Source organism: Azospirillum sp. TSO5 (assembly GCF_003116065.1).
Taxonomy (GTDB): domain Bacteria; phylum Pseudomonadota; class Alphaproteobacteria; order Azospirillales; family Azospirillaceae; genus Azospirillum.
Map to the genome: position 1 here is coordinate 60,405 of NZ_LGQY01000058.1, position 26,675 is coordinate 87,079.

Below are 26,675 nucleotides of genomic sequence, written 5' to 3' on the forward strand. Positions count from 1 at the left end.
AACACTCGCTGATACGGTTACTTCTCTGAGAGGAGCGAGAGGATGGCCTCCGCCTCGATCCCGTCGTCCGCCGGAGGCGGCACCGGGTCTTCGTCGTCCGGCGGAACATCCCCAAACTCCATTCCGTCCGACCCAAAGATCAGCTCGGGTTCGGTGGCTTCGGGGACGGACTCCCCTCCCGCATCGCTTTTGCCGAGGAAGACCTCCGCTCCGGTCAGTTCCGGGATTTCCAACGCGGACAGGAGTTCGCTCCCCAGCCCCTTCTTCTGTGCCGCCACGATGGGGTCGGGACGGCGCTGAACCGAGGCAGCCCCGGCGGGCATCGCGGGCGTGAACGGGGCGGCGGCGGCGACCTCGACCTTCGGCTCGCGGACGGACCGAGAAGGGGTCTCAACACTCGCCCGGGTCGATGCGGGGAACATCCCCTTCGTGCCAAGGCAGCCCGACGCGTAGCGCTTGACGGTTCCGCCGAGGAGCGGCCGGTCGCTGGCGCCGTTCTCGTGCAGCCAGTTTCCGATCATCCGCCAGGACCACCTCTTCGCCCGCAGCAGGCGTATCGCTTCGGCCTGCTCCGCGACCACCGCCCTCGCCGACATGCTCTCCGGCGCCGAGGCCGCCAACGCAGCCAGGTCTCTCAACTGTTTCATCGCAGAGACCGCTGTGCGGCCTTTCAACGCACTGTGTGTCACGACGTCCTCCCTCGCCCCGGCGGGGCTTGTTGTCTTCCTCTCCCCTTTCTGTAGAGCGCACAAGAGTCCGCATGTCAACTTCTACATGCCTGATCTTCGGGAACCCTCGGTGAGATCGCGGGGAGGTCTCGGGGATGCCCCGAGGAGGTGTCGGGGACATCCCTGGGATTTCCCAGTGAAGGCAAGGGAAGCACCAGGGAGGAGGTAGGGAATCCATAGGGACGCTTCAGGGATTTCAATGGCTTAGGCTCGCCGGCGACCCCCGCAACCCCGTGCCGAATCCGCCCTGGAATACCGATAAAAACGTTTCACGGCCAGAGAACATCGCTTCGCGGTCAAGCAAACCCGCTTCTGCGGTCAACGAAACAGTCTCGCAAAAGGCGAGACTGCGTATTGTACTCAGTCAAACACGCATTGTTGCCCCGGTGCAGTTGTAGCCCGGTACGGGGAGGCCCGTCCCACTCTGTGGGTTCTTCGAATCCGGCACGCTGGGTAGGCGGGGCAGGGCCGTCTGTCCACCGCTGAATGGGTAACTCTGGCTGCGGAGCCGGGGTCGGATTCGAAGAACCCACGGGGTGGGACGGGCGGCGTCCCTCCGGCAAGGCGTCAAGGTAGATGGGGACATAGAGGGTTCACTGAATCCAAAAGGGGATAAAAAGGGATAGAAGAGGATATAGCGAGGACAGATGAGGACAGAAAGGGAGGAACGCTTCATAAAACAGGATGGAAGAGGAGAACCGCTTCCTAGAGCAGGATATATCGGGACATCTTGGGATTCCTGCGGATCGAAAGCGGAGAGAGAGGGAGGTTTGAGGGTGATCTCGGGAGAAAAGAGAACAAAACAGGTCTGCCGAGGCGGGAGGAGGATGGCACAGCCTGGTAGGCTCTGCCTGGCGGGCATGCCAACGGCACGCGGTGCCGCAGGCTCTGCGATGGCACAGGCATGGAAGGGGTTTACTCCGGCATTGCCTCACCTTATCTGTTGGCATCCAAACACGAAGGCGCTTGCGGTCAAGATTTCTCGCGCTACAATTGTCCTTAGCTGCAACAGCACCGGGAACAATATGCGTTCCCGACGAAAAAGGGAGGCAGGGGATGGAAAGGGATCGATTCGACCGTCGCACGAAGGGTGAGACGGATACCAAACGGACGAGAAAGGACGCCATCAAGCGCCAGCCGGACACCCCGTCCCAGGACCTGAAGTCGTGGGGCTGGCCTGGATTCACCCTCACGAGGGACCGGCTGGTCCTCCGCTCGGACATCGAACTCGCCCGCAAGGTCGCGGCCCAGCTCCGCGATTACGACCGCACCCGCCGCGGGCATGGCCCCAGCGCCGCGTCGTTGGACGCCTACCGCGCCGACGTCGCCCGCCTCCGCAAGCTCGGCCTCCTGCCCGAGCAGGCAGCCGGGACCAAAAAGACCTACTACCGCTACCGCGCCGCCCTGCTGGCCGTCTCCGCCGAGCGTGCCCGCTCGACGCTCGACTCCATGGCCGCCATGGCCGCCCGCTACGGCTACGCCTTCAATGTTGACAACGAACGGACGTCCCCTGCCCAAACATCCAATGTTGACAAGCAGGACGCGACTACCGCCCTTAACCTCAATGTTGGCATCAATGTTGACATGCTTTCTCCTATTGTCCTGCGGGACATCCCGGCGGAGGACGCCGAGGCTTGGAGCGGCTACCGGGACTTGCTTGACAAGTGCGGCAGGGCGTTCGACCGCTACCCGCCGGGCGAGGCGGAGACCATCGTGCTGAACGACGGACGCTGCCTGTGGACGCCCGAGCTCGTCGCTCCGAGCCGGAAGGCCAGGCTCGGACGCTCGAACGACGTCGAGCGGAAACAGGCGATGCTGCCCGACGGCTGGATGCACGGATTCTGGGCCGCCGTCGAGCGGTCGCAGACGGAATACCGCGACGCCTTCGCCGTCACGCAGAGCGTCGGACTCCGCCCGGAGGAACTCCAGAAGGGGGTGCTGGTCACGACGGACGGACGCGGGCTCAGGTTCGAGATCCTGGGAGCCAAGACGAACCGCGAACACGGCTTCGACCGGCGGGTGACCGAGATCGCCGAGGCCGTCCATCCCTGGCACCGCCACCTCGTCGCTCGTGCGCTGGCCACCGGCTTCGGGGCAGGGCAGACCCGGAGCCTCCCGGTCGCGGTGCGAAGCAAGAACGCCTACAGCCAGGTCTACGCCTATTTCATGCGGCAGGCGGGGTTCTGGGCCGAACCCTTCTGGCGGAACGCCTCGGTGTCCATAAAGGGCGAGGAGCTGTCACGCTTCGCGTCCGGGATGATGCTGGGTTCCGACCACCGCCCCGGCACCGTCGCCGGAGGCTTGAGGATCACCCTCGATCCCGACACCGAGACCCTGCGGCTGCGTACGGTCGGTGGACGGCTGCTGGCGGAGGCCCGAGCCGACGTCGAGCAGCCTTGGGTGCGGCATCTCGTGCGCGAATGCCACCAGTCCGGCGGAGACATCGGTAACGGCGTGCTTGCGATCGAGATTCCCGCGGTGCCCGCCGCGGACTGGAAGCGGGGCTGGGGCGAGATCGCGAAGCGGACGGATTTGTGGTCGTGCACCGCCTACGTCGCCCGGCACGCGGTGATCGCCGCCCTGAAGTCCGAGCTGGCCTTCCGTGACGACCTCACCCCCGATGAACGGAAGGTGATGATCGGCGAAGCGGTCGGACAGCGTTCCGTCCGAACCCAAGGCGGATACGGGCGTGCGTCGGCGGCCAAGGGGTCGGTGGGCATCACCAGCGCCGCCGGGATGAAGAACGGCGTCACCCGCTCCGCGTCGGCCCCGGCACGGTCGTCGGGCCCGGCGATCTGAAGGAGACGGCCATGGACGACGAAACTCTGGAAACCTTCCTGCGGCAGCAGCAGGAGATCGAGAGCCTCGCCGAGGACATCGCATGCCGCGTCGCCTCGCTCCAGGCCCGGCAGGACGCCGTGCTTGAGGCGGTTGCCGGGGCGAGGGAGATGAGCGCCGAGGTCCACTCCGGGACGAAGCGGGTTTCCCAGCGGCTCGACCTCGCATGCTCGGCGATGAACACCGTGTCGGTCGTACTCAAAGATGTCGCTGAGATGGTCATGCTTGCCTGGGAACGCGCGAAGGCCCTCAACAAGAAGATCGTAGATACCGCCAAGGTCATCGCTGATGAGCAGAACAAGCTCGCGGACTTTACCGTCAAATTCATGATTCAGGTCGGCGGGGAGAAGGCACAAGCTGCCGCACGGAAGATCAATGCTGAAACCGAAAATGGAACCCAAGAAGGAGGCAGCCGATGACTGGAGCGGATGACATCCTGAAAGCGGCTGTAAAGAAGCAGGAACTGGTCCTTCGGAACCTGCGTGGGGCATCGGACATCGTTTCCTCGCTGGAGAAAATGCAGGACCGCGTCGAGTTGAGCATGAAGTCCGTGCGTGGACCTATACGCGACTCGGCTAAAGAGATCGAGAGAATGGGTAGGATGACCGAGGACATCATGAAATCCATGACGGACAGCGTCGGGGTCCTCCGCGACCTTCTCGGACCTCTGGACATGCTCGTTCGAAGCATGGCTACGATCTACAAAAACGGCATCAAGACCCATCTCGGCGCTATCAAGTCTGAACTTGAATTGTACTTTAAGTTCATCCGGAGGATCATGGAGGCCATCCGCTCCTGATTCTTGATGCTACGCAGACGAGCTGCGAAGCTGCTTGGCATGGGACGGAGAGCGGACAAACGAAAAGGGGGCGTGCAGCCCCCTTCCGCATTCCCGGCCCCGCCCGATAGCCTTCAGGCGGCCTCGTCGATGGCGTCCGGGTCGAAGCCGTTCTTGAAGACCTCCGTGCCGAAGCCGGTCTTCAGGATCTGCGTCCGCAGGGCGGCACGCTCGCGCATCGCAGCCGAGAGATGGCCCAGGATTTCGGACACCTCATCCTCCAGCCTCGCGGCGTAGTCCCGCCAGCCCTCGATTCCCGCCGGGTCGGCGGGGGTCGGCAGCCCGTCGTTCTCGAAGTCGCTCATCGCCCGTCTCCCTCTCTACATGATGCGCCCGATCTTCGGGCGGCGCTTTTCACCTTCGGCCGGCGCGGGGCCAGCCTCGTTAGCCGGCGTCGGGCCGGGGACCGTTTCGACCACCGCCGCGGACGGCGCCTTCACCTCCGCCGGGGGCGGGGGAGGCTCCGGCGCGGCGGCAGGAACCTGAACTGGTGCTGCTGCCGCTGCCTGCTGCTCGCACGGGGCAAGCGTCCCCGGCTGTGCCTCGTGCTGCGCCTCGCAGAACCATTTCGTCACCCGGGCCGTTTTTGTGTCCGGCGGGATGATCCCGGCCTCCTTCAGCCCGGCGGCGATCTCTTCCCAGGCCAGCCCCTTCGCCCGGAACTCCGCGACGGTGGCCAGCTCGGACATGAACGCGGCCTTGGCAGCCTTGCCCCCCGCCATCCGCTTCGCATCCAGCCGCCTTTCCAGGCAGACCCTCAACGCCCCGGGCGTAGGGGTGTGATCCTCTGACATGTCCGCCTCCCTCATAGCGTCCGTTGGGCTCCCTAGTGGCTCCCGCAAAGCGGGTCCTTCGCATGCCCCGCACGTGCCGTGCGTAGCTCGGTACGATCCCGCAAGGCGGGTTCTACGAATCCCACTCCGTGGGTTCTTTGAAGCCCACTTTGTGGAACCCCCGAAGCCCGTCCGACGTCCGCACTGTTGATCTCTATATAATACGTTGCGGCAATTCTGTCAAGTTGAAATCCTGTCTTGCCCCTTTGTGCCCCCTTTTCTCCCCTTCCATCCCCTTGGGTTCGGCCCCCAAGCAGCTTCGGGGGACGATGGCACAGCCCTGCTGGCAGCGCCTGCGGGGCATTTGACGTATGCAGCCATGCAGCGCTACCCTTCTTTCAGAAATGTGTTTGCATGCCACACCTTGTTGCATGCGCGGCTCATGACGGGAGGACGGTGATCATGACGGGAGGACGGTGAGATGGCGACGACCGCGGCGATGAAGCGTCAGGACGGGCAGCTTGGCATCAACTGGCGGACGGAATCCCCGGACGGGGAACGCACCGGGTTCGTGCCGGTTGCGCGTGGCGACCTGAATGGCTCCCCTTTGTTCTCGCCCAGCCGGAGCGCCGTGCTCGCGAAGGCGGCCCTGGCGGTGTCCGTCGAGATAGCCCGCGGCAAGCTGTCCGACGCGCGGGATGCCGACTTCTCGATGCTGAAGCCGAGCCTGTCGAACCTGGAGCTCAGCTACCTGACAATCGAGATCGGCGGCGCCCGGGACTATATGCCTCGCACGGCTGAGCCGTCCAAGGCTCTGTCGATGTGCGAGGGCGTGCGTCTCGAACACCTTGAAGACGGCGTCCGCCGCGCCGCCGAGGCCCGCGTCATGCAGGCGGCTGCCGAGACGCTGAAGACGGCGTTCGACTACGGCATGCGGGTCGCGTTCGAGACGAAGGGCGTGCCGACTCCCGACGACCGCAACGACGCCCGCCGGGTGGCCTTCCGCATGCCTGCCAGGCAGAGCCTATCAGGCTGTGCCATCGGGCAGGAGGCCCTTGCGGTCGCCTCGACCCGCCTCGTCATGCGGCCTCCCCTTGATCATCAGGTCCAGAGCTCGTCTCTCTCGAAGAGCGAATACGACCCGTTCAAGGCCCGTGAGCGCCGCTCGTACAAGCTTGCCCTCCGGGACCTGCCCGCCGAGCTGGGCCAGCCTTGGCTCCGCCCGGAGGAGGTCGCCGCACGCTACGCCGGCGGGCCTCCCGTCGAGCCGTTCGTCCGTCCGTCCGGTGCCGCTGCGATCATGAAGGGGGTCGCTGAGGGCCTGCGGCGGCCCGAGCGGACCGAAGCCGCCCGGTCGTCGGGCGGACTCAAGATCTGAGGAGGAACAGACGATGAAAGTCTTCGGCAGCCCGGACGGGGCGGAAGGTCGGTTCGCCCGGGCACTGCTGCTCGGCCTCGCCTTCGCCGCCGCCGGCACCCTTCTGGGGGTCTTCGGTGTCCCCCTGCTCGTCCACGCGGCGCACGGCCTCGGGGCCATCGCGGGCACTCTCGGTGGTCTCGGCACGGCAGCCGCGGCAGTGATCGCGATGATCGCCGTGCGTGCCGCCGTCTCCGCCCTCGGACGGCTCCGCTGACCCGTAGGGCTTCGGGTCTCACCCGATAACTTGACATTCTATCCTTATCGTGTTATGCATGGTGCGTAACCGAAGGAGATGAACTATGCTCGACATCCTGACCGTCGCCTCCGCCTCTGTGCTCGCGATACTCGTGCTGTGCAACGCCTCGATCGTCGCCCGCACCGCGGTCGGCGCCGTCTACGACAGCCTCCAGCCCTCCCTGTTCGCCGGCTTCGTCGCCGCCGGTTCCGCACTCTACGGCGTGAACGCGTTGCTGACGGGCCTTCTGTGAGCGCCGACGACGAAGCGGCATTGTCCGCAAGCCTCGGCCGCCTGCTCGAAGAGTCGGAGCGGTCGAGGGAATCCCTGTGCGGGTTCGCGTCCGATCTGCGTGACGCACGGGCCGACTTCGCCGGCATTCGGACGGATTTAGCCGACCTGCGCGACGGGCTGGCGCCCCTGAAGGACGATCTGAAGCTGGTCCTGGACCAGCTCCGGGAGCTGCTCCGGAGGCAGGGATGAGACCCGCCTTCCGGCTGGCCGCCCTGCTCTCCGCTGCGGCCATGCTGCTGGCCCCCTCCGCCTCGGCGGGGCAGCCCCCTTCTCTCGACCAGGCCCTGTCCCTTCTCGGGCCGGACTACGCCGCCGCGGCCGGGCGGACGGACATCGTGTTCACCCGCAACCTGCCCTACGGGGTCTTCGGCACCTACCGCCCGGATTTCGGCGTGCTGCTGCTGTTCCCGATCGATGACGGCTGCATCCTCGCCTCCGCTCTCGCCCACGAACTCACCCACGCCCGGCGGCTGCCGCGCGGCGGCTGGACCGAGGCCCCTCCCCCGGGGATGGATGCCGACGCCTACGCCGAGGCCGCGTTGCGGGAGGAGGCGGTCGCCCACGTCGTTCAGATCGAGACCGCCGCCCGGCTCGGGTGCGCCGACCGTCTGCCCCCGGGGCTGGCCGAGATCGTCCGTCCGGTGCTCGCCGCCGGGCCGGGTGAGGCGAGGCTGCGGGCCTGGACGGAATCGTCGCCCACGGCTGCGGGATACCGCGCCGGCTTCCGGAAGCGGTTCGCTGCGCTGCACCGATGATCCTCCCATGGACGCCCAAACCCGGAAGTTGTAGAAAGCGTGAAGAGCGGGGGTCTTGGGTTGGTCCCGCCAACACCCTCTTCCGGCTGCTACGAAAACAAGGACGACATCAGACGCATGCTCCACAGACAAGATGCGAAGCTGCTTGGCATCAGAAGCGAGGCCGCTAAGCTGCTCCTGGATGCCGAGGAGCGGGCCGATCTCTGCCATCCTTCAGACCGCCCGGCGGCCGTCCGAGAGTCCGTCCGTGCGGTGCTGAATTCCGTCCGCCGGATGATGGCCCCGTACCTGCCTCACTGACTCAACGAGCTTTTGGCCGATGACCGGCGGCTTTAACTGAAGCTATGACGGCGATTGGCAACCACCTGAATGTTCGAGAAGAAGCTTAACTATTTTCTCGTGATAACGCAGTGCAAGGTTTGGCGCGTCTGGTCCGTAGACACCTTCCTCCGTGAAGATTCGAGATATTGTTTCGCGCTCCCTCTGCCGTTCACGTTCGTCGCTTCTAGCGCTCCGCACCCAATCAGGTTCAGTTCGGTCAAACCAGTTAAGCCCCCGCATATAGTGGTATGCTGTACTCAAGGCATAAAGCCCTCTCGGCGACATGCCTTCCGGGGCTGGCAGAAGAGCCAACTCCGAAGAAACTCGCTTTAGTTCATCTAGAACAAGGCCTTCATCATCAATTCGATAGCTGGGAAGGTCGAACCGCTCTTCATTCCACTCGGTGCTGTAACGTATGTCGTCTTCCCTTGCTAGCATTCCATGTTCCCACAGTTGCGCAAGCTGGGAGCCAGCGTCGCTCATCGCTATGCCCAAGGCACTCGAAGCAATCTCCTCATCGACGCGTCGAAGCAACAGACACAGATTCAGTGCAAAGAATCGTTCCACAAGTTTGATCCCGGCATTGCCGGGCTGGGTGTCCACGGGGACCGCAATTGTGCCGAAATGGTCTTGCATAGGGATTATCACGCGGAAGAACTTTTCAGTATCGAGAACCAATGGGGAAGGCATTCCCATTTTCATAATCCGCGACTGGACAAGCTTGAGGCCAATGTTCCGGCAATGTGCTAGGCCGATGTCCTTTAAGGCGACATGCAGGTTCGACCGCATCAGGGGATAGTGCCTCCAGTCATCCCGGATTATTTTGTTTCTTGGCCTCGGAACCTGTCTGTTAATGAATTCTATCCTGTTGCCAAGATGGACAATGGCCATGGCTTTGGCACTTTGGCCGATAGCTTCATAGTCACGGGTTGAATGGTGCTCGGAATACCAATATCCATGCACGAACGCATTAACGGCGAGTTCTTTCAACGCCATGCCGAACGTTCTCTGGTTGAAGCGGGACGGAGCAATCCTTTCGCCCCTAAAAATCTCTACGGGGTCACTAACTACGTTCTCGATGCTAGAGACAACGTCGAAGACATCTCCCCCCAGCCTGTAGATATTGGGATACATTTTGCCGCCCAAGCCGGATCGCTCCCGCTCCTGGCTGGGTTCCCCAGGCGTCAAATGGTCAAGCGGGGAAACTCTTGTCATACACTCCTTCGTATTGTTGCCAAGAATGCCTTTGTGGTATCGGAACGAACGCTCTGTCCATCCCATAATGTCTTTTTTAGAGACATCAGGACCGTAGCCGGACCGGACGTAAATGGCGCTTTCCAGTTGTCCATTCCTGCCCAATGCGGCCAAAGCTTCATCAAGGCATCCCCTTCCATCCTCGTTGACTCCCAGCCCAAGCAAGATCGGGAGATCGTTCGGGGCATACCGGGTCTCGATGGCATTAGGCTTGATGGCGGCGCGGCGTTCCAGATACCTGGAGATGGAAATCGATGTGAGTTGCGTGTCCCAATCTGATAATTCCCTCCCAGCCCCAAAATCATTCTTGATCTTATCCAGCACCGACCGCGGCCTATTTGTGATCCGTTTAAGATTCCAGCCAAACGTTCCCTGCTCTATTTTTTCTGAAATGACCAGATAGCACCATTCCCCCTTATGCTCCTGTCGGCAATATAGCAGGTCAATTTTTCGCACTGGGAGCCAACCGAATGTATTTTTAAGAAATGACTCTATGTATTCAGGGGCAATAACCCTGCTCTGTAACCGAATAATTCCTTTAACAAATTCGACGCCAATAGCGATACAGCCAGAGCCATCCTCCTGGTTGAGGATCGAAAGCACGAACTCAGGAGGAAGCGTCCCATATATTCTATCGCCGTCACTTCCGTCGCTGACGCTAAAAATGGGAATGTATCTGAAATTGGAATTCAGGGCCCGATCCATGCGGAGTGACAACGTTCCGTCATCGAGCCGCTTGATGGTAACGTCTGCTTTCATTTTGATAATGCGCTTTCGCTTCGTTCTCTATTGTTCTCAGACGGCAACAAACTGGATGCTGAAATTGAACAAGCACAACTCCGTCCTAGAGGACATGGGCCATTGCCCGCACATGTTCCGCAGCATTCGTGTACGCGTCGCATACCTTCACCTTGAGTATGCATGGACTCGCCATGCTCGTCACCCTTCCGTGCATGCTGCGGCGTTCGTGGCCGCCGCCTGCTTCACGATCAAGTGGCCGTCGTTGGATTGTGTTGACATGCAGACTATCACGCGCTTGTCTTACTTCTAAGACACCAACGGGAACCGGCAGCCGACGGCGTTCCGCCGCACGGTTCCTCGATCCGCAGACGCTCACGCGTCCGTCCTCCGCACTCCTCGTGTTGGCATGACGACGCATTACAATCACAAAAGGAAGCAATCATGAGCAAGCTGGTCATCATCTGCGAGAAGCCGAGCCAGGCGAAGGACGTCCGGGCGGGACTCGCCGGAACCCCGTTCGCGAAGGCCGAGGTCCTCGCGGCGCAGGGGCACATCATCAAGCTCGCCGAGCCGCACGAAGTGAACCCCGCCTGGGAGAGATGGAGCACCGAGGTGCTGCTGCCGCCGCAGGGGCGGTATCCGCTGAAGGCGGACACGGGCTCCGGCAAGCCGGAGCGGCTGAAGCAGATCCGCGAAGCCCTGAAGGACGCCTCCGAGGTCATCATCGCCACCGACTGCGACCGCGAGGGCGAAGGCATCGGCCGCGAGATCGTCGAGTTCCTCGGCTTCAAGGGCCCCGTCAGGCGGGCGTTGTTCACCGCCCAGGACAAGAAGACGATACAGTCCGCCTTCTCGAAGCTGAAGCCGGCGTCTGAGCTGGAGGGTGTCTACCAGGCGTTCATCGCCCGCCAGCAAGCCGACCAGGTCTACAACCTGTCGCTCACCCGCGCCGCCTCCGTCCTGCTGCCGCACGAGAAGGGCAAGGCGATCGGCATCGGCCGCGTGAAGACCCCGACGATGGCCATCGTCTGCATGCGCGAGCTGGAGATTCAGAGGTTCCAGGTCAGGGACTACTACGAGATCTCCGCGACCGCCAAGGTGGCCGCCGGAGGGTTCCAGATGCGGCACGTGGGCAAGGACCGCATTGAGGACAAGGCGAAGGCCGAGGCTATCGCCAAGGCCGCCGAGGGCTACAGCGGCCCGCTGAAGGTCAAGGTCAGCGACGAGCGGCAGGCGCCGCCGAAGCTGTTCGACCTCCCCGCGCTACAGAAGGCGTGCTCGGCCCGCTTCGGATGGACCGCCGCCAAGACGCTGGAGGTGGCTCAGGATCTCTACGAGGCCCACGTCATCACGTACCCCCGCGCCGAGAGCCGCTACTTGTCGGAGAGCATGATCCTCCAGGCCGCGGAGCTGATGCCGCAGCTCGCCCGTCTCTACGGCGTCGAGACCCCGGACGAGCCCGTGATCAGGCGGGGCAAGGACGGCGTGTTCTCCGACAAGGCCCTTGAGGGCGTGTCGCACCACGCCGTCATCCCCAACGTCAACGGAGACCTCAGCACCATCCCGGGATTGGGCGGGGACCCGCGCAGGCTGTTCGACCTCGTCGCCCGCGCCTACCTCGCCGCCCTGCTGCCCGACCATCTCTACCGCCAGACCGTGGCCACCCTCGACGTGCAGGGCCACGAGTTCCGGGCGACCGGACGGATCACCACGTCGCCGGGCTGGAAGGCGGTCTACGAGGAGGTGACCGAGGACGAGGCGGCGGACGATGGCGAGCAGTCCCTGCCGGCGATGTCAGACGGCGAGGCGGCGGCCCTGTCGCAGGCGAAGGTCGAGTCGAAAAAGACGAAACCGCCGCCCCGCTACACCGAGGGCTCGCTGATCGCGGCGATGCAGGACGCCTGGAGGTTCCTGCCCGCCGACCGCGCCGACCTCCGCGAGCGGCTGAAGGAGGCCAAGGGTCTCGGCACGCCGGCGACCCGCGCCGAGGTCATCAAGGGCCTGAAGGATCAGGACTTCCTCGTGGCGAAGGGCAAGAACGTCGTGCCGTCGGAGGCGGCGCTGGAGCTCTACCGTCTGCTGGCGGAATCCGCTCCCCGGCTTGTGGACCCCGGCGTGACCGCGCTGTGGGAGACCGCCCTCGACGAGGTCGTGCTGGGCAAGCGGCCCGCGTTGCAGGTCGTGAAGTCGGTCGCCGACGACGCGGCCAAGATCATCGAGGTGCTGAAGTCGAAGGCACCGGAGCGGCCTGCCGGCGGGGCCGACGGCGCCCCCAGCGAGAAGAAGCTGGCCTTCGCCCGCAAGCTTGCGTCCGAGAAGGGCGTGCCGCTGCCGAAGGGGGCGGAGACGGACTGGAAGGTCTGCTCGGCCTTCATCGACGACTGCCTGAAGGCAAACGGCGGCAAGCTGCCGCCGTCTGAGAAGCAGATCGGCTTCGCCCGCAAGCTGGCCACCGAAAAGGGCATCCCGCTGCCCGACGCGGCGACGAAGGACGCGAAGGTGTGCTCGGCGTTCATCGACAAGTGCCTCGCGTCCGGCGGCAAGGGCGGAGGCTCCCGCTTCGGAAGCCGGGCGGCGTAGCCAGACATGCGGTCATTGACCTTAGGCGGTTCCGGACGTGGCTCCTGCTTTGTGTGAAGGCACACAAAGTCAAGACCACACTGGAATCGCCGAAATGGCTTCTGCTGCATGAGGATGATGGATGCACAAATCCGGACAGTGTCTGCCTGAAAGGCGCACCACGTAGGCCGAGAGGATTCATTCTTGAATTTCTGCATTTTGTAGGCATCATTCCATTGGATCAACGGATATGTGGAGAGCTTCCCAATGCACGGCTCAGCCTTTATCCCGCTTGTGGGGTCGTACCTGGACAAACCGGCTGACCTCAAGGCAGTTTCAGACGTAAAGGTTGTGACCCCTGCCGGCGACGTTGTCCGAATTCCCACTGACGCAATCAAGCACTTACAAAATGTTGATGCGTCAGGAGAGTTGGTGCGGTTTTTCCTAAACCCTGAAGCTGAAATTGAAGTTACAATAAAGGGCGATATGATAACCGCTTCCAGAGCAGGCACTAACACAATTTACAAATATCTTGATGATGGCGGCACAATTTCGAAGAGCCGGGACGATCTGGCCGCAGATCCCGTATGATATCCCCTTCTGTATTGATATTTTCCACCCGGGGTGACAGCCATACTGAGGCTGTCCTCCGGCGTCTATCGTCCAATGCCCATCCCCTGTTGATTGATTTTTCTGAATTTGGGAAGAAATATTTTTCCTCTTTTCGTGTGGACAACGAGAGTGAGTCCATCTGGATACATTCTGCTGATGGAGAAATCTTCAATCTCGACTCGGCCCCTTCTGTTTGGTGGCGGCGCCCACAACCTTTTGCGACAACAATCGAGAACGATCCCGTTGCTAGCGGATACATAGCGGGCGAAGCCCGCCATTATTGGGGCAGCGTAGTTCAGTGGCTTCTACATAAATCCGAATTTATCAACAACCCCAACAAGCACAGACAGATTGATAGAAAGACGTATCAACTAGCGTCCGCTAAACGTGCTGGGTTTTCGATACCATCCACATGCGTATCATCTTCCGTGCAAGCCATAGAGACGTTTCTTTTGAATCACCCTAAGGTTATATTTAAGTCGTTCTCCGGTTCCGAAGAATTTTGGCAACCCACACGTATCTGGCGGGACGAATACAGATCAATTATAAGGAACACCGGAGCATGCCCCGTTATATTTCAAGAGCTTATCAACGCAACCTTTGAGTACCGTGTGATTGCGATAGATGGAGAGCTGTTCTCAGCTAGAACCGACCTACGAGATTCGAGATACCCATATGATGTTAGGATCGACACCAAGCTAATACGCCATCCTTGCAAACTTGATTATTCCATACAGGATCGGATCAAAAAATTCATGGATGATGCTGGCTTGGTATATGGTGCTTTTGATCTTCAGGAAACTAGCAGTGGAGACTTTTACTTTCTAGAAATTAATCCGGGAGGCCAATTTTTGTATATTGACGATCTGTTCGGGGGGCAAATATCAGCCGCAATGGCGTGCGCACTCTCAAAGAGAAGCGGCGGCACACCAACCTACGAAGAGCATGCGATGCAGCGGCAAGAGGATTGGGCGCAACCGCTGGCGTTCTCGATACCTGAGAAAATAAACCACTTATCCTAGTGGTGTGCACCAAACGGACCTTTATGTACGTAGAGCGAGACAATCATCTGCTTCAGAACACTAGGCTATTAGCATGATTTATTGCTCATCATCGTCATAATATCCGTCCCACCAACTATCCGTATCGATTGAATAATCAACGCCTTCAAAACTGGTGATGTCGTCCACCGATGACCACATCGTCACGCGAAACGGGAAGCTTTTATCTATCGCCGCACCATCTCCTCGTCGGAAGTCTGAGCTGGAGCCCCACTGGAGTTCGACGCCGATAGACCCAGAAACCATGAATTTGATGACGTCATGAGTTATGGCAACGACTGCCAGATCTTCAATGCAGACTTCATCTATGCAATGGTGAGTGGCAATTTCATCAATGCTTTCAATGGTTTCTGAGATGAAGGTCGAGACAACCTCTTCGTCGATCTGGTCATAAACGGCATCAAGCACTTTACTACGACATTCGTCAAAGGATGCGAAGAGCCCTTCCATAGCTGCGAGAGCACCCCGCACAAAGACGTTGATCTCTGATTGGTCAGACACCAGTGAACCCGGCCTAACATGGGTGTATTTACTGAGTCGATCGATCGCCTTGATTGCCTCACTGTGAAGATCACCCACATCTACGCCTGCCCCTTCAATGAACTCATCGGGCAACCCACCTTGTGTCGCGTACTTTGCTCTTTGCCTACGCGTCGGACCGTTAGTGTTAGGCTCTGGTTCGTACCACTTACACTTAGTCACTTCAGGATCGGGAGCCAGCCGATGCAAAATATGAGTGAACAATTCTCGGATGCCGGCGGCAAAAAGGTTCAGGCCGATTGGATTCTCTATGTCTGCTACGACACGAAGGGAGCCACTCATGACCACCTGTTCAAAGGAATCGAGCGGCAACCTCTCTAACTCGGGAAACTGGTCTGACAAGGTGATATCTCGCATAATAGAGGGTGAACAGTATGTACGGATTTGGGCTCGCCTTATGGCCCTGAATCGCCACCCTGCCTCGAAGCTGATCTCGGAGGCAAGGGCCAGTTGGGCTCCAACCACTTCAGGCAGAAATGCCAAGCAGGAAGGCGATCGTGACCGTAGACGGCGCTGCTGAGTCGTGTGCATTAGACGGGCCTTACGTAAATTGGCAGGCAGAATTCTGCGCTTCTGCCCAGCTACAAGCGACACGATCCATATAACTTGGCCCACTTGCATCCTAGAATTGGGCTTGAGACGACCGCATGCAGACGCTCAGCGGGAGCCAATTGGTCGCGGCTTGGGAGGCATCCTGACACCACTCGCAGCAGTTCACCTCAACCCGAAGCCCTTCGGATCACAGACAAGCACGGACGGAACTCCGCGCCATCCCGGGCATGAGTGGGGCTCCACTCCACATGCGGGAAAGAAGCCCCTCGCACCGCGCCCGCAGATCACCGCTTGATCGCCATGACCGCCTGCGTGCCGCCAAAGATCTTTGAGAACTTCGTGCCGTCGGCCTCGGTCATGAGCACGGGCAGCGGCGAGGTGGAGCCGCCCGTGGCGACCCACGACCCCCAGCAGTAGGCGTCGCCGGTCCCCCGCTCGATGCCGCACGAGAACGAACGCCCGGTCGCGATGTCGTCCCATTTCCGTCCGCCGGCGACCGGCACGGGACGTTCGACGACGGTGGAGCTCGTCCCGTCCCCGATCTCGCCGGCCGGGTTGAGGCCCCAGCAGTAGGCGTCCCCGACGGCGGTGATCCCGCAGGCGTGCTTGAAGCGGGCCGAGATTTTCGCGAAGGCAAGGCGGTCTGCGGTCCCGGTCGGCCCGTCGATGCGGACGGGCTTCAACGGGTTCGAGCGGTTGGCGCCGAGCCCGAGGCGGCCGTCCCCGTTGTAGCCCCACGCCCACACCAGCCCCGTGCCCTGCTCGATCGCGAAGGTCTGCCCTTCCCCTGCCTCGATCTGCGTGAAGGCGACGTAGCTGCTCGCCCCCGACGGCATGCTGACCTGTCGGGGCCGAGACCGCGTGCCTGTGTCCACCGCCGTCCCCGTGCGGCCGGAGTCCGAGCGCCCCCAGCAGTAGGCCGCCCCGGTTCCAGACTGGATGCCGCACGAATGACGGTCGCCCGTCGAGATGTCGGAGTATGTCAACGCGTCGCTGAGCGACGTTGGGCCGTGGACCCGCGTCGGCACGCCGTAATCCACGGAATCTCCGGTGCCGCCTTCGTAGTCGGTCTTCGAGCTGCCCCACGTCCATGCCGTGCCCGCCGTGTCGAGCGCAACGACGTGGGAGTCGCCCGCGGAGATCTTCGAGAAGCTGAGACCGCCGGCGACGGCGGACGGGGTCTCCGACCAGTGCGCGGCCACGGTCCCGTCCCCCAGCGTGCCCGTGCTGCCGTTGCCCCAGCAGTAGGCCGCCCCGGTTCCACCCCTGATCCCGCAGGCGAAGCTGGCGGTGTCGGCGCCGGAGGCGATGGCGAGCGTCGTGAAGTCGAGCCCATCGTCCTCGCCGGTCGGCCCCCACAGCCGGTAGGGCCGCTGCATGCCGTCGTGTAGCGGACCGTTGCCGAGCATGCCGAAGGTGTCGGCGCCCCAGGCGAACGCGTTGCCCGCGAGGCTCGCGAGGATCACTGAGACGCGGACGATGCCCGCCGCTGAAGCCTTTCCGTCCGTCACCGAGAAGTTGAGGTCGAAGTCGCCGAGCCGGCCCGACGGCGGTGTCCAGCTCCAGGTGAGGTTCATGTTGTCGGTGAGTGACCCGGCGGTCGGGAACAGCGACGAGATTGTCAGGGCGTCGCCGTCAGCGTCGGAGACGGCGGCGAGCATCTCGGCCGCGGTGATGTCCACCGGCTTGTCCCTCGTCGTCGTCTTCAGCACCGTCGATGCGATGACGGGCGCCGCGTTCGGGGCACCCGGCGACGGCGGAGGAAAGGACGGACCGCCCCCGCCGGAGGATCTGGCGAGGCCGGGATAGTAGAATTTCGCTACGGTTTCAGCGGTAGCGGCCATCGACGAGAGCATGGCGACCGCAGCCGTGCCTGCGACGAGGAGCGGCCGAAGCGGAGAAGGGTGTCCCCCCTCTCCGCTTCGGCCAGTGTCAGCATGAGTTTTCAGCGATCTACGCATCCGCATGTCAACACTTTATTGTCAAAAGATGCCGTCGATGGCGTCGCGGCAGGAGCTGCTGTCCGACAGTGCGCGGCGGACCTCTCTCATCACAATTTCATTCTGTGCGTCGGACAGGCGGATGGCATCGAACTTCCCCGATCCAGGATAGTAGTTTCCACGGTCGGCTCCGGTGAGATACCAGCCCAGCGTGTTGCGCTTGAGAGTGATGCCGGTTGAGCCTGCGGCGTACTTGTAGCTTTTCGCCCAAGCACCGCCCTCGCAGTAGCGGTAGATCGCCCCGGCACGCTTGGTCTTCGGGATTCCAAGTCTCGCGAGCGCCTTCTCGGCCCTCTCCGCCTTCTCGAAGACCTCCTTAACGCTGACGGTGCGGGCGTTGCAGCTCCGCTGTGCACCGTCGAGCACGCTCTCGATCTGCTCTTCGTTGCCCTTGACGATCTTGACGCCCTTGTTCGCCTTCACGATTCCCATGGTGATCTCCCGTTCGTTTGTGTCGAGCCGTCGGCCCGTCCTTCATAATCACACCATGACACGGAAGGGGGATATTGTCAAGTTGTTCTTTGCGTTTTCCTCTAAGACAAAGAATGTTTACATGGCCTACTCCTTCCTGTTTTTCGGTATGCATCGAGTGGAAGATTTTTCTCTTTGAGGAAAAAATTTTAGACGAGATCACATCTTCGGCCCAGAGATGCCCGAGTCCTTCCGTCCACCTGACGGGCGGCGGTCGAGTTCGTCCGACCGACGGCGGGCGATGTCGTCGAGTCCGTCCAAGATTCCCTTGAACAGGGCGGCGGCCCCGGTGCGGCGGGGGGCCGGGGCCTGCTCCGCCTCGTGGCGGGCCGGAGGAGCGGCGATCCTGGCGGCGACCTCCGGCTCGGGCCTCGGCTGCGGCCTCGCCTCTTCGGCGCTTATCGAGCTGCGGAACCGGTCGAGCAGGTCGTCGCGGATGCCCGCCATCCTGGACGCAGCGACCGCCCGGTCGGCGGCCAGCGGGTCCCAGCGCTCGTCTTCCCTGCCGTTCATGCGGCATTCGACGGCGTACTGCTGGCGTTCCGTCATCGTGAACAGCGGTCCGTCCGGGGTGAGCATGACGGGCGGACGCTTCGCGGAACGCACGAGCATCAGCCGGGCGGTGGCCTCGGACTCCAGCGCGGAGGGCGTCCCCATCCCGTTCCGCTCCGCCATGTGCGCGACGGTGCCGACGGCGAGGCGGAGCGTCACCCGCACGGCCTCGGCGATGTCGGCGTCGGTCGGCTTCGGACCGAGGCGCCCCGTCTCGGGGTCGCGGTGCAGCTCGGCCGCGAGATAGGTCCGCTCAAGCATAGTGGTCGCGTAGATAATATCCCGGTCGGAAGCCTTCATGACCCCGGCGATTCCGCCGAGCACGTCAACCGCCCGCGAGGCGGCGCCGACGAGCGTCGGGTCGCGGTACTCGCTGTAGAATTCCAACACCGTCTGCCACACGCTCGGATCCATCGCCATCGCCGCTCTCCCGCCGGTTTCACCAAATTGTGCAGATCATAACATGTCTGCATGCAAACTTCAATTGCTCACGGCGCCGGATGCTCCGACCGCCAAGTATGTTGACAAATTTGAGCGTGCGTGTTATGTTAGCCTCTGGAGGTGAGACATGTTGACGTTCGGAGCTTTTCTGAAGCCGCTGCCGCGGTCGCCCGATGCGGACCGCAGCGTTCTGGCGGCTGCCGTTGCGTTCGCGATGGAAAATCCCGGCCACCCCGCGTGCCGCGAGATCGTCGCCGTGCTCGCGCGGGGCGACGGAGACGTCGAAAAGGCGGAGATCGCCCGGCTGCTCGCGTCGGCCGAGGCCCCGCGGCGGGAGAGAATGCATTGAACGGGAGAAAGGCGATGACGGATGCGCCTGCGGGGCATGTGCGCGAGCGGCGCCGGAGGCGGCTGGCCGACCTAGCGGCGAAGTCGAGAGCGATGGTGGAGGATCAGGCGGAACGCCGTGCCATGCACCTCGTGGAGCGGATCGCCGAGGCCGACGAAGGCGCCGCAATGTCCGCCAGCGAGGCGATCAAGGCCCTGCCGCGGGGCGATGGGAAGCAATGAAGAACGGGGCCCGGAGAGTGTCCCCCAGGCCCCGCTGAAAACGTCATGCACAGCCCTTCAGGTCACGCCACGGAGCGAACCAAGCGGTTCACGACGACGTAGTCGGAGAGCAATTCTTCGATCCGCTCAGTAATCTTCGACATCACCTCCTCGTCGCCGCGGATATCGAACTGGCCGCACCTGCGGACAATGCGACTGTAGAGCCCCGCCGTGTGATGCCAGCCGAAGCGGGAAAGCAAGCCGTGCAGGACGTTCCGCACAAGCACCGGATCGTCGCTCGGCAGGAAATGAAGCCGCCGGCCGACCGGCACCTTCTTCGGCTTCGCCTTTGCTTTCGCTTCAGCCCGCTTCCGGCGCCTGCCGGGGTCCCGCCCGCCCGGGAATCGAATCACCTGACCCATGACAATCTCCATGGATGATCGCCCCTCATCGAGGCACATGCATGAATGTACGCCTTACTAAGCCGTTGTAAGGACACTGTTTTCCTGTCGATATGACATCAATTTCCGGTCAGCTATTGCCAGCCTGCTGGATAATACTGTAAATGAGCTTTTGAGAGATGCCAGCGTTTACCAGCTTGCTGGCAAATACAGGAGACGGCTAATGTCCGAACGCACGACCCCGGACGACGATTTTCCTCTGTCCGTATCGGTCGAGGATGACGGGAAGAGGCTGCGACTCGCCTTCGATGGCGACCCCGCCCTGTTGGCCGACTTCGTGGCTGCCTGGAATCGGCGCCCGAAACGAACGCTGGCGGCGTTCAAGCGGTTCGTCACGACACAGGCCAAGGGGGCCGCCCCGCCCGTCCGCGACCGCCGGGGGACGTTCAACCCACGTGTCCCGTCCGCGATCTACGATGCGTTCAAGGCGGCGTGCGAAGCGGCCAGTCCGCCCGTGACGCAGGCGCAGGCGATCGGGATGGTCCTGAGCCGCTACGTCAGCCTATCCAGCAAGCGGCGCCGGGCACTCCGCATCGACGGCAAGGCCGTAACGGATCATCTGGGGCAGCGGGTGATGAAGACCCCCCGCCGCGAGGAGTTCGCACGGCCGGAGTTCGACGCAGAACCGAAGGTGAAGGTGCACTACGACCCAGGGTCGGAGCTGAAGCAGGTCGTCGAGGAGCTGATCGACGACGTCGGCGTGGGCAAGTCGCGGTTTTTCGCCTTCGTGCTGTCCGAGGCCACCGCCGAGGTCGGCAGTCCGCAGCCGTAGCGCCAACGCGATGCCTCGGGCCGGCGGACGGAGCAGCATCTTGCCCCGTCCGCACTAGGTTCGGAATTGCTACATCCACCCATCGATCACGTCGGACAACGTGTCGTAGCTTGCGCCGATCACCAGGATGGTCTCACCACTATGAAGGACCATCTGAACCCCCAGCGTGCGTTCACGCCAAACTTCGATAGACGCGATTCGAACGCCAAGCCGGAATCCTTCGGAATCCCGAAGGAGGATCATAGTTGGGGTTGCCCCTTCATATCGCAGCGCGGAGTCCCCCGAGGAAAGCCGCGCATCGGTCCGTTGCGGTTCGGGGGAGTGGCATGGCCTCGGTGTCGGGCGACAGGCCGCAGACTTGGCACCCGTACCCTCCGCCATAATTTTTTTCACATGCGCGGCAGCCTCGGCGCGAACGCCGCGATCAAGCATACCAGCGGCCCCCGTCCCGGAGAGATTCTGCCGGTCGATCTTGCTCCTCCAGTCGCCCAGAGGGTTGAACTCAGAATAATTATCTTCAGCGTGGATCGGAACCCACTTTGCGTCTCGCTCCTGGGCTCGACGATCGATCCGCTCGAAGAAGCCTTCATTTTCATGATTGCGGTCGGGCATCACGCAGCTCCAACGTTTGACGGATGTCGGTCGAGGCTCACGGGCTCACTGCCCGGGCTACGAGAACGGCCCCGTCCTCGATCATGTATTCGACCGCATAAGACGCACCGAAGCCGCCCAGCACGGCCCCGGTGACGCCTCCGACGACTCCTAGAGCCACAGCACACGGCGGGGCACCAGGTCCGCAAAAGGCACCGGCCGCCGCTCCGGCGGCAGCTCCGGCAAGAGCACCGCCAAGAACGCCGCCGGCCGTTCCGACCACGGTCAGCATCCCCTCTTTGGCCAGCACCTTCAAAGCAGCCTCGGCACGCACCGTGATATCTTGCGAGGGATCGTCTTCCATGACGACCTCGGCCACCAGCACGCCGGCGACCACCGTGACCACCACAGCCCGGACGTATGGAAGATTCTTCAGGACGGTCGTAGCCTTCTGAACGGTCCCTTCCACGCCTGCGGCGTCCGCACTGCGGAAGGCCAGGCGCACCTGCTTGAGCACCTGCGCGGGTGCCATGACCTCGTCTTTCAGAGCCGCCATCGTCGCCGCATTGTATTTGCCGACAACGCTCCGCAGCAGGGCAAGGCGCTCCGCACTAGCGCCCGGCTTCGGGGAGACCTCGACACGCCCGCTCCCGTTCCACTTGATGTCGTACAATTCACCGACGTTCCGGGCGATCGTCCTTGTGGCGACGCCCGAAATGGGCGACTTCAGCAGCGTCGGGCGGATGCTGGCAGGATCGATCCCTTTCGACTTGACCAAGTCCAGCAGGGCGTCATACGCCTCCGGGTTGATGATGACCCCGTCGAGCGACGCGTAGTCGCCCCGCGTCAGCCGCTTCAGCAGCTCGCCGAGATTAGGTGCAGCGTAATCTTTAACCTGATAGCGGCGGACGGAACCATCGGGAGCGGTAACCTTCAGGTCAACATCCGCACCCATGAAGGTCTCCGGCGGGGACGGCAATTCAACCCGGGCGCCCGTCCCTTTCAACTCGGCCGTCATGGCGTCGGCCAACATGGTTTCGTGGATAAAACCGTGGTACGAGTCCGGCTTGAAATTGGCGTTTTGCCCGCTCGTGTTCGTTCGCTCCAGCGTGCGGGCCAGAACGTCGGCAGGAGCGTCCATCCCGCCGGCAAGCGGCGATGGAAAATCATGCAGCACCTCCCTCTCGCCGAGGGGGGCCTGAAAGGCATGCGCCGGCTGCGCATGAAGGGCGCCGGCCAGCAGCGCGATGGCAAGAACCATGGCTTCGCCGCGGATACGGCGAACCAGTACCGAAAGAACCCCGCGATACATTGCCCACTCCGAATGCCAGTTGGTTGGAGATGCCTTCGCCTCGGAGCCGAGGCGAAGCTCAGGAATGGGACTGGCATCCCGGCAGCAATGTTCTCGCCCTGTGCGGAGCGAGCGATCAGGACATAGTTTCACCCATGGAACACGTCAAGGGATGGCAATCCAGCCGCTGCCGCTTCAGAAGAGGTACGCTCATCCACCACTTTGACGACCCGTTGCAGAGTAGATGAGGATAGCAGAGTGCAGAGTGCAGTGCTCTCTGCCCGCCAGCACCGCGTTCGCCACCTCGTGAGAGTCAACCCCGCATGACGCCACCAAGAAGAAATGCGAAACGCCGAAGGCAATCGAAACACCCAGTAGCTCGCGCATGGGAGCGATTAGGCGTGAGTGAGCTAATAAAGCTCGGCGCTCGGAATTTCATCCGGAACGCCGGAAAAGATCCCCGGTACTATCTTGGGCCATCGAAAAAGGAGCCAGGACGGAGTCTGTACAGGATACTCGTCCAAATAACCCCAGCAACCAAAGTTCAGGTATTCTGCTACGTTAGCGACGCTGATGGCGCACTCATCACGACGCTCGACGACAGCATGAGCGAGGTCCAGGCATGGTGGCAGCAGGATCGGGCCTACAGAAAGCTGCCGTACAAACAAAAGGTGGCGATGCGGATCTCCGCCGGCTTGATGCGAAACAAGTTCAACGCCATCGACACCGGGATCCTCTTATCGACGCTGTTCGGAACGACCACGGACGCCGAATTCGCCAGCTTCAAGAGCGTTCACTTCCCCGACTATGATCAGGTCGAGTACATGGTGATGGTCGGATGGAGGCTGCTGGAGTTCGGTAACAAAGTCTATCATCGCATGCCGGGAGATCTCGAAATTGTCGACGCCATTTGCCGCCTCCCTGTCGATTTTGTCAGAAGAAAGGCTCTGGAAGGCGCAATCAGAAGGGAGATGTCGCTCGCCGATGTGAAGGGACTAATGGAGGAGTGGCTAGCACACGATAGTCCACAGGATTCGGTCACATTGCTTTCCGATAGCGGCGGAAATATTAAGGGGGTGCTATGAGTCAGAACTCCGATAAGCTGTGGTGGCATGGCAGGATCGTTATGCATCCCTTTAGCTGGGGCGATGCATATGTGAAGATATATGGTCGGGGTGGCGAAAAAGATAGGCCATGCATTGTTGTCGGTCTTAATGAGACACAACCCAATGAAGCCGTTGTCATACCCCTAACAACCAGAATCGGATACAGCTCTGGCGTAGAATTGACGCACTTAGATAAGCGAATGGCCAACATGGACGAGGGTCAGGTTTCTCTTGCCATTGTTGGTGAATTCAACTTTATAGAGCTACCAGAGAGAAATTCCCCTCGGGTGCGGGGAAAAATATCCGCTCAAACCATGTCTACCATAAAGAATAAGATTGGCGAAGCCGAAGAAGACAGTTGATATATTTGAAGTTTTTTACAGCTACGAATGCAAACCACCACTCGTCAGTCTATTGATTTTTGCCTTAAGAAGATACCATTATCTTTCATTTTACTGATTGCAACATCGGCGTGCTTGCAGACTTGAGCATCACCCTTTCCGCCTCACCTTGCCGATCCGCCTCCAGTGCGCCTCCGGATCGAGGGAGACCTCCCGCCAGTGCTGCCGCCACCGCACGTACCGGGGGCAGGCTTCGGCCAGCGCGGCGTCGATCGCGCCGTACCGGAACAGGGCGGCATCGGCGAGGCTGACGATCAGCGAGTTCGGCTGGAACCGTCCGTCTGCGTCGTCCCGTAGCAGCCGGGCGACCGCCTCCCCTTCCCTGCCCGGCCCCAGCTCGTCTGCAATGGCGGCCAGCGCCAGGGCCGCCGAGCGGGAGACGCCGATCTCGCAGTGTACGGCCAGCGTCCCGTCCGGGGCCCGCAGGCGGACGGAACGGGCAAACTCAATCGCCGAGGCCACGTCCTCCATCGTCGGCCCGACGTAGGGGCCGAACGCCGATACGCCGATGTCGTCGAAGCGGAGCGGCAGGATCGCGGATAGGTCCCCCAGGACCGCCTGGGAGCAGGCGAGGTCGAGGTCGCTCCGGTCGGTCGCCGCGGACGGACGGACGGAGATCACGCCGTCGGCGCCCTCGGCCGCCCCGTCCTCGACCGCCGCCCTCGAATGAACCCGAACCCGCATGCAAGCCTCCCACAGCCCATGCGAGGGTCGCGCATCAAGGGCCATCCGGGAAGGGGTACAAACGCAGGCCACGCGCCCGGCGCACGCATGCTCGCCGCAGCGGAGGAAACGGCCTTCAGGACGCGTTCGGCGTCGAAGTCGGCCACACGCTCGCCCGATGCTGTCTAAGCCTCCACAGAGCCGCCTGAGCGGCTTCTGGCGGCATTACGGAATGTGCCCCTCCCTCGGAGTTCACTTCGGCCGGCGGAACTTGATCGAATCCGCAGGACCGATGATGTCGAAGGGGATGGCGGACTTTCCGTCTGCAATGGCGCGGGCGATGCGGTGGGAGCCGTCGAGCAGGCGTAGCTGTCCCATGTCGTCCGTGAACATCTTCGGCGGCACCGCGGCCCGTTCAGCGGGCATGGTCAGAACCCAAAGGAGGTCGAGGTTGGAGAGTTCGTCCTGCTCGACGACACCGTCACGGACGGTGAGCCCCCACATCAGTTCGTACGGCCCAGTCTTCACCGTCGCCGTCGTCGTCACGATGTCGCCCTGGCGGATCAACTCCTCCGCCATCAGCACGTCGTAGAAATACAGGTCAGGGGACTCGGCGGAGTCCAGCTTGTTCTTCAACGGGTTCTCGCTGCCGACGGCGTGCATCAGCCTGTGCCCCAGCCTGACGTACCAAGGCACCGGGATTGTCTGACGTTCCGTCGGCTTCAGCATCCTGTACAGCCACCGCGCCAGCGGCTTGATCGTCGGCATGTCGTCACTCGTCCGTGGGAACCCGGATCGTCCGACCGATCCAAGCCTTGCAGTCGTCTTCGTAGGTGCAGCGGTGCCGTTCGTCGTCCGCAAGCAGCGTTTCGGTGAAGGTCTTCCTCGCCATCTTCAGGGACACGAGGATGTCCTTCGGCCCCTCTGGTGCCCGCCGAAACCAGCCCCGGAATCCGCTGGGCGGAGGATTCTTGAGCTCCCCGAACTGGGCCGGCTCCTTGGCGAGGAGTTCCGCGACCGCCTCATCAGCCCGGAAATCGTTCAGCAGCAGGGCGAGGGCCTCGTCGGGGTCGGCGAACGTGTCGGCCAGCGCGGCCCGCAGGACAGCGTAGACCTCGCCCGCCTGTCCGGCGACGAAATCCCGGCGTTTCTTCTGGGGCTTCAGTCGCTCCCGCAGAGTCGTCGGCACTTCGAACCGGGCGAGCAGCTCCGCGAGCTGGCCGTCGTGCTGCGGCGGGGGGAGCGGGAGCGGCGGCTTGCGGACCGCAAATCGGCCGTGGCCCGGGACATCCTCTTTGCTGACGTTCGGGTCCAGACCGCCCGTCCACAGCTTGCGCCCCTCGGACAGCAGCACGGGGGCCGGAGCGATCTTGAAATCGTATCCCTTGAGGTGGGCGTAGATGGTCTTCGCAACGCCGCGGCGCTGCCAGTCGTCATCGACGTCGGTCTTGCCCGACGCCCAAATGGTCGGGAAGGTCATGTCGTAGTTGTCGCCGACGGCATAGCGCTTGAAATGGGCCTTGGCGATGCGCTGGCCCCTGAACCACACCCTGACGGCGATCTGATGGCGGGCGACGGCGTCCCATCTTTCCGGCCTCGGAGAAGGGTTCTGGTAGCACCGTCCGTCGTGCTCAAGGTGGGAGACGACGACCTCGGTTCCGAGCGGGGCGTCCTTCCCCGGCGCGTCGCGGATCGTCTGCTTCGAGAATCCGTACCAGGCGCCGTCGCCGCGCCGCTGCTTCGGCTTCGACAGGTTCGAGGGGGCCTGGACGAGCGGGAGGTCCGACAGGGCGGGCGGCGGAGGGGCGGGCAGTTTCATGCCGGGATCATCTGCATATGATCGCCCGCCCGCAACC

Annotated in this window: 30 protein-coding genes; 16 read left to right on the forward strand and 14 right to left on the reverse strand. The window is 62.2% G+C overall.

Features of this window, described 5'->3' with window-relative positions:
* Positions 1-17: 17 nt before the first annotated feature.
* Positions 18-689: a hypothetical protein gene (locus TSO5_RS16075; RefSeq protein WP_146203754.1), complete on the reverse strand. Its 672-nt coding sequence runs from the start codon at positions 687-689 to the stop codon at positions 18-20.
* Positions 690-1,784: 1,095 nt separating this feature from the next.
* Here TSO5_RS16075 and TSO5_RS16080 point away from each other — a divergent pair.
* Genes TSO5_RS16080 through TSO5_RS16090 form a run of 3 tightly spaced genes read left to right on the forward strand, consistent with a single transcriptional unit; the run spans position 1,785 to position 4,365 of the window.
* Positions 1,785-3,527, forward strand: a complete 1,743-nt coding sequence (locus tag TSO5_RS16080) for a hypothetical protein (protein ID WP_109152485.1) — start codon at positions 1,785-1,787, stop codon at positions 3,525-3,527.
* A gap of 11 nt (positions 3,528-3,538) precedes the next feature.
* A complete protein-coding gene (locus tag TSO5_RS16085) occupies positions 3,539-3,985 on the forward strand; it encodes a hypothetical protein (RefSeq protein ID WP_109152486.1) in 447 nt (148 codons plus the stop codon).
* Positions 3,982-4,365 carry a hypothetical protein gene (locus tag TSO5_RS16090; RefSeq protein WP_109152487.1) on the forward strand — a complete coding sequence of 128 codons (384 nt, stop codon included), beginning with the start codon at positions 3,982-3,984 and terminating at the stop codon, positions 4,363-4,365. Before TSO5_RS16085 ends, TSO5_RS16090 begins: the two co-directional genes overlap by 4 nt.
* Before the next feature lie 113 nt (positions 4,366-4,478).
* On the opposite strand, the gene TSO5_RS16095 is transcribed toward TSO5_RS16090, so the two are convergent.
* Positions 4,479-4,709, reverse strand: coding sequence for a hypothetical protein (locus tag TSO5_RS16095; protein WP_109152488.1), 231 nt, complete (start codon positions 4,707-4,709; stop codon positions 4,479-4,481).
* A 15-nt stretch (positions 4,710-4,724) separates the two neighbouring features.
* The gene (locus tag TSO5_RS16100; RefSeq protein WP_146203755.1) at positions 4,725-5,198 is read right to left on the reverse strand and encodes a hypothetical protein; all 474 of its coding nucleotides are present in this window, start codon (positions 5,196-5,198) and stop codon (positions 4,725-4,727) included.
* A 460-nt stretch (positions 5,199-5,658) separates the two neighbouring features.
* Between TSO5_RS16100 and TSO5_RS16105 the strand changes: the two genes are divergently transcribed.
* The 5 genes from TSO5_RS16105 to TSO5_RS16125 all read left to right on the forward strand — a co-directional run bounded on the left by TSO5_RS16105 (position 5,659) and on the right by TSO5_RS16125 (position 7,881).
* Positions 5,659-6,555, forward strand: a complete 897-nt coding sequence (locus TSO5_RS16105; protein WP_109152490.1) for a hypothetical protein — start codon at positions 5,659-5,661, stop codon at positions 6,553-6,555.
* A gap of 13 nt (positions 6,556-6,568) precedes the next feature.
* Positions 6,569-6,811: a hypothetical protein gene (locus tag TSO5_RS16110; protein ID WP_109152491.1), complete on the forward strand. Its 243-nt coding sequence runs from the start codon at positions 6,569-6,571 to the stop codon at positions 6,809-6,811.
* Positions 6,812-6,896: 85 nt separating this feature from the next.
* Positions 6,897-7,085: a hypothetical protein gene (locus TSO5_RS16115; RefSeq protein ID WP_109152492.1), complete on the forward strand. Its 189-nt coding sequence runs from the start codon at positions 6,897-6,899 to the stop codon at positions 7,083-7,085.
* Positions 7,082-7,315 carry a hypothetical protein gene (locus TSO5_RS16120; RefSeq protein ID WP_109152493.1) on the forward strand — a complete coding sequence of 78 codons (234 nt, stop codon included), beginning with the start codon at positions 7,082-7,084 and terminating at the stop codon, positions 7,313-7,315. The genes TSO5_RS16115 and TSO5_RS16120 overlap by 4 nt, the downstream gene beginning before the upstream one ends.
* The gene (locus tag TSO5_RS16125; RefSeq protein ID WP_109152494.1) at positions 7,312-7,881 is read left to right on the forward strand and encodes a hypothetical protein; all 570 of its coding nucleotides are present in this window, start codon (positions 7,312-7,314) and stop codon (positions 7,879-7,881) included. The genes TSO5_RS16120 and TSO5_RS16125 overlap by 4 nt, the downstream gene beginning before the upstream one ends.
* Before the next feature lie 342 nt (positions 7,882-8,223).
* On the opposite strand, the gene TSO5_RS32235 is transcribed toward TSO5_RS16125, so the two are convergent.
* Positions 8,224-10,215, reverse strand: a complete 1,992-nt coding sequence (locus TSO5_RS32235; protein WP_146203756.1) for a hypothetical protein — start codon at positions 10,213-10,215, stop codon at positions 8,224-8,226.
* A gap of 423 nt (positions 10,216-10,638) precedes the next feature.
* Between TSO5_RS32235 and TSO5_RS16140 the strand changes: the two genes are divergently transcribed.
* From TSO5_RS16140 to TSO5_RS32245, 3 genes are all read left to right on the forward strand, one after another.
* Entirely contained in the window at positions 10,639-12,777 is a 2,139-nt protein-coding gene (locus tag TSO5_RS16140; RefSeq protein WP_109152497.1) for a DNA topoisomerase, read from the forward strand.
* A gap of 246 nt (positions 12,778-13,023) precedes the next feature.
* A complete protein-coding gene (locus tag TSO5_RS32240) occupies positions 13,024-13,347 on the forward strand; it encodes a hypothetical protein (protein WP_146203757.1) in 324 nt (107 codons plus the stop codon).
* A complete protein-coding gene (locus tag TSO5_RS32245) occupies positions 13,344-14,390 on the forward strand; it encodes a hypothetical protein (protein ID WP_146203758.1) in 1,047 nt (348 codons plus the stop codon). The genes TSO5_RS32240 and TSO5_RS32245 overlap by 4 nt, the downstream gene beginning before the upstream one ends.
* Before the next feature lie 78 nt (positions 14,391-14,468).
* Here the strand turns inward: TSO5_RS32245 and TSO5_RS32250 are convergent, their stop codons facing one another.
* The 4 genes from TSO5_RS32250 to TSO5_RS16160 form a co-directional block, all read right to left on the reverse strand.
* Positions 14,469-15,281 (reverse strand): hypothetical protein, encoded by an 813-nt coding sequence (locus TSO5_RS32250; RefSeq protein WP_146203759.1) that lies wholly within the window; start codon positions 15,279-15,281, stop codon positions 14,469-14,471.
* A gap of 524 nt (positions 15,282-15,805) precedes the next feature.
* Positions 15,806-17,377 (reverse strand): cadherin-like domain-containing protein, encoded by a 1,572-nt coding sequence (locus TSO5_RS16150; RefSeq protein WP_158282430.1) that lies wholly within the window; start codon positions 17,375-17,377, stop codon positions 15,806-15,808.
* Positions 17,378-17,503: 126 nt separating this feature from the next.
* Complete coding sequence (locus TSO5_RS16155; protein WP_109152500.1) at positions 17,504-17,953, reverse strand: hypothetical protein; 450 nt, start codon at positions 17,951-17,953, stop codon at positions 17,504-17,506.
* 198 nt (positions 17,954-18,151) lie between these two features.
* Positions 18,152-18,964 (reverse strand): hypothetical protein, encoded by an 813-nt coding sequence (locus TSO5_RS16160; RefSeq protein WP_109152501.1) that lies wholly within the window; start codon positions 18,962-18,964, stop codon positions 18,152-18,154.
* A gap of 148 nt (positions 18,965-19,112) precedes the next feature.
* Here TSO5_RS16160 and TSO5_RS16165 point away from each other — a divergent pair, with 148 nt between their 5' ends.
* Both TSO5_RS16165 and TSO5_RS16170 read left to right on the forward strand, forming a co-directional pair.
* The gene (locus TSO5_RS16165) at positions 19,113-19,334 is read left to right on the forward strand and encodes a hypothetical protein (protein WP_109152502.1); all 222 of its coding nucleotides are present in this window, start codon (positions 19,113-19,115) and stop codon (positions 19,332-19,334) included.
* Between the two features lie 14 nt (positions 19,335-19,348).
* Positions 19,349-19,555, forward strand: a complete 207-nt coding sequence (locus tag TSO5_RS16170) for a hypothetical protein (protein WP_109152503.1) — start codon at positions 19,349-19,351, stop codon at positions 19,553-19,555.
* A gap of 62 nt (positions 19,556-19,617) precedes the next feature.
* Here TSO5_RS16170 and TSO5_RS16175 read toward each other — a convergent pair whose 3' ends face one another.
* On the reverse strand, positions 19,618-19,956 hold the full coding sequence (locus tag TSO5_RS16175; RefSeq protein WP_146203760.1) for a hypothetical protein: 339 nt from the start codon (positions 19,954-19,956) through the stop codon (positions 19,618-19,620).
* 202 nt (positions 19,957-20,158) lie between these two features.
* Between TSO5_RS16175 and TSO5_RS16180 the strand changes: the two genes are divergently transcribed.
* On the forward strand, positions 20,159-20,767 hold the full coding sequence (locus TSO5_RS16180) for a hypothetical protein (protein WP_109152505.1): 609 nt from the start codon (positions 20,159-20,161) through the stop codon (positions 20,765-20,767).
* A gap of 69 nt (positions 20,768-20,836) precedes the next feature.
* On the opposite strand, the gene TSO5_RS32255 is transcribed toward TSO5_RS16180, so the two are convergent.
* Both TSO5_RS32255 and TSO5_RS16185 read right to left on the reverse strand, forming a co-directional pair.
* On the reverse strand, positions 20,837-21,379 hold the full coding sequence (locus TSO5_RS32255) for a hypothetical protein (protein ID WP_146203761.1): 543 nt from the start codon (positions 21,377-21,379) through the stop codon (positions 20,837-20,839).
* 37 nt (positions 21,380-21,416) lie between these two features.
* Entirely contained in the window at positions 21,417-22,670 is a 1,254-nt protein-coding gene (locus TSO5_RS16185; RefSeq protein WP_109152506.1) for a hypothetical protein, read from the reverse strand.
* Between the two features lie 380 nt (positions 22,671-23,050).
* On the opposite strand from TSO5_RS16185, the gene TSO5_RS16190 reads away from it, so the two are divergent.
* Both TSO5_RS16190 and TSO5_RS32260 read left to right on the forward strand, forming a co-directional pair.
* Positions 23,051-23,734, forward strand: coding sequence for a hypothetical protein (locus TSO5_RS16190; RefSeq protein ID WP_109152507.1), 684 nt, complete (start codon positions 23,051-23,053; stop codon positions 23,732-23,734).
* A complete protein-coding gene (locus TSO5_RS32260; RefSeq protein WP_146203762.1) occupies positions 23,731-24,117 on the forward strand; it encodes a type II toxin-antitoxin system PemK/MazF family toxin in 387 nt (128 codons plus the stop codon). Before TSO5_RS16190 ends, TSO5_RS32260 begins: the two co-directional genes overlap by 4 nt.
* 129 nt (positions 24,118-24,246) lie before the next feature.
* On the opposite strand, the gene TSO5_RS16195 is transcribed toward TSO5_RS32260, so the two are convergent.
* The 3 genes from TSO5_RS16195 to TSO5_RS16205 all read right to left on the reverse strand — a co-directional run bounded on the left by TSO5_RS16195 (position 24,247) and on the right by TSO5_RS16205 (position 26,638).
* Positions 24,247-24,840, reverse strand: a complete 594-nt coding sequence (locus TSO5_RS16195) for a hypothetical protein (protein ID WP_109152508.1) — start codon at positions 24,838-24,840, stop codon at positions 24,247-24,249.
* Positions 24,841-25,071: 231 nt separating this feature from the next.
* On the reverse strand, positions 25,072-25,587 hold the full coding sequence (locus tag TSO5_RS16200; RefSeq protein ID WP_109152509.1) for a hypothetical protein: 516 nt from the start codon (positions 25,585-25,587) through the stop codon (positions 25,072-25,074).
* 4 nt (positions 25,588-25,591) lie between these two features.
* Entirely contained in the window at positions 25,592-26,638 is a 1,047-nt protein-coding gene (locus TSO5_RS16205) for a hypothetical protein (protein WP_109152510.1), read from the reverse strand.
* Positions 26,639-26,675: the final 37 nt, after the last annotated feature.